Annotated in this window: 2 protein-coding genes and 2 pseudogenes; all 4 read right to left on the bottom strand. The window is 40.8% G+C overall.

Going from position 1 to position 2,453, the window contains the following annotated elements; translation table 11 throughout:
• Positions 1–487 (bottom strand): PriCT-2 domain-containing protein (locus tag BHV72_RS05630; RefSeq protein ID WP_286855056.1); only part of this gene is annotated, 487 nt, incomplete at its 3' end.
• A complete protein-coding gene (locus tag BHV72_RS05635) occupies positions 438–959 on the bottom strand; it encodes a BT4734/BF3469 family protein (RefSeq protein ID WP_286855087.1) in 522 nt (173 codons plus the stop codon). The genes BHV72_RS05635 and BHV72_RS05630, both read right to left, overlap by 50 nt.
• A 10-nt stretch (positions 960–969) precedes the next feature.
• A pseudogene (mads1, locus tag BHV72_RS05640) lies at positions 970–1,299 on the bottom strand (methylation-associated defense system helix-turn-helix domain-containing protein MAD1); the annotation flags it as partial.
• 311 nt (positions 1,300–1,610) lie between these two features.
• Positions 1,611–2,453, bottom strand: a pseudogene (locus BHV72_RS05645) (site-specific integrase); the annotation flags it as partial.

Raw genomic sequence — 2,453 nt, forward strand, 5'->3', positions numbered from 1 at the left:
GATGCTCAAACACACATTCAGGAAATACAGGAAGTTCTTCTTCTGATTTTATCCATTTACCCGTTTTACCATTTTGGATATTTGGTAAAATGGATAAATACTCTTTACTGAACGGAGCCAATGAGATTCCGGCTTGATTTGCCAAATGGAAGAAAGAACGGATAGTAATGCCTTGCCCTTTGGAGTGCAGACAATACGTATATTGTTTATCCGTTTCTTCCCTTTGATAGGTAGGGTAAAACCTGCTGATGCGGTGGTAATACTCCCGCCCGTTCTCTCCCAATCCATCTACAAGCGCAAAACCCAACTCCACCCAATCTTTATAATGAGGAGCTATATCAATGGCACACTGTTCTATCTCCCGAACAACACTTTCCACATCATCCTCCACCTTATTATATATAGGGGCAATACGTGGCGTATGTATTTGCTGTATTTCAGAAGGGACATTTTCCCAATCTTGGGCGGAAAATATTTTCTTCGACATCATCTTTGTATTTATGGTTAATATATGCCACATCACTGCCAGACATATCCACTAATGGCAAACCTGTCGCTTTGATGTAGTTGGCAACAGCCTTGAAGTACCGGGAATGTTCCCAGCCTTTCAAGTCAACAGGTATTATCCACTTCAATCCATTACCGGATGGACTGACAAATAACAGTTCTGTATCAAAATACTCATGGTTGAGTAGTTGCTGTTTTAACTCCCCTATGTTATCCACATGATCGAAATCCAAACACATCAATCCTGAGTGCATAATCAGTTCCTTCTCATTACGCTTGCGGAATAATCCCGAAAAGGTACAATAGTCAAAATGAGTGGCTTTGTATCTTTTAGCTTCGGAAGAAGACATCATCAAACGCAGGGCTTCAGTTTGTGGTTGGGCATAATGCCCGATGATATAACGATACACATCCACAATACCTACCGCCCTTATCGGTTCGATGTTTTGAATGGGCTTGCGAAAGAATTCGTTTGGCTTCTTCCATTAAATCATCTTGTGTCTTATGCGATTTGTTCTTCAACCAATCGTCAATCTCAGATTGCAGAAAAGCCAACGCTTTATTTATTTTATGTACGGGAATCTGTTTGGTTGATACCCATCCATAAACCGTTTGCTTGGCTGGATGCGATGGCAGATAAGCGCAAAGCTCGTCTATATCCATCCACTTGGGTGAATTACTTGCTTGCTTATGCTGCAAGGCATTTACTTTGGTTTGTAGTGCTTCTACAGACTCAATCAGGTAGGACAACGCATTTGGCATCTCCTCCAACGAATTTACTTTATAAGCCATTTTCTTCGTATTTAAGTTGATGCCGCAAAAGTATAGGGATGCTTATAGGTGCTAAATAGGTGCTTGACCGCCACCAATCAACCGCTCATTTACCACTAACAGATTTAAGTTTCATTAATACGAGAATTTATTGGAAGACATAATAAAAGGGGAATAAACCACTATTGGGACCAACACATTCCTTATCGAAAGCTTCAATCTACAAAATACCCCTCAAAAAGCCGATGCTTCATGAGGGGTAAACGGTGGTAAGTATATGATTGGAATTACATAAGTCATTGGTGCTCAATGGTGGATACAACCACCACAATCTATAAATCCAAATTTTCTATATGCAGTGTATTGGCGGCTTTCTCTTTTTGTTCGTTTACGATGTGCGTATAAATCTGCGTGGTTTTGACGTTTGTATGTCCCATCAAAGACTTGATGGTGTATATGTCAACGCCATTTTCCAGCAACAGCGAAGCATAGCTATGACGTCCACAATGGAAGGTGATGTGCTTCTTGATACCGGATGCTTCTATCCAGACTTTCAACGGACGAGAAATCCAAGAGGCATCAGTCAATCCTTCAAAAACAAGTGCTTCATCAGCTTGTAATCGGGCCTTTTTGTCTTTTGCTGAATTACGACTGCTTGCCATGTGCCCTTGCTTGTTTGCTGAATTTGTTTCCATTTCAAAGTTTGAATATCACTATGCCGCAATCCAGTGAGAATAGAGAACAAGAACGCACGTTTCAAAACATCATCCTTGCAAGGAGTATCAACCAACATTTGCACTTCATCCATGGTAAGCGCAACGCGAGGTTTCTCAATGTTTGTTATTCCCTTTACTTTCGCGCTTATATCAACGGTCAGGTATTCATCAATGAACGCCTGTTTCAGTCCAGCTTTAAGTATGGAAAAATAGGTTGATGCCGTGTTTTGTGAGATAGTACCTTTCTTATTCCCTCCCATTGGAGCACGGAGAAGGAACATCTTTATATCTTCAAGCAGTTTAACGGAAATCGCCTTGAATGGAATTGGTTGCCCTTGTGAATACATTTTCAATAATTCACCTACACGCCTCCAGTTGACTATAATCGAATCGGAACTATTGGGATGACGTGTGCTTATAATACGATTGAAATACTTGATAAAATCCTGTTCGCTCCGC

This window comes from Bacteroides sp. 43_46 (assembly GCF_001915455.1).
GTDB classification, from domain to species: domain Bacteria; phylum Bacteroidota; class Bacteroidia; order Bacteroidales; family Bacteroidaceae; genus Bacteroides; species Bacteroides caccae.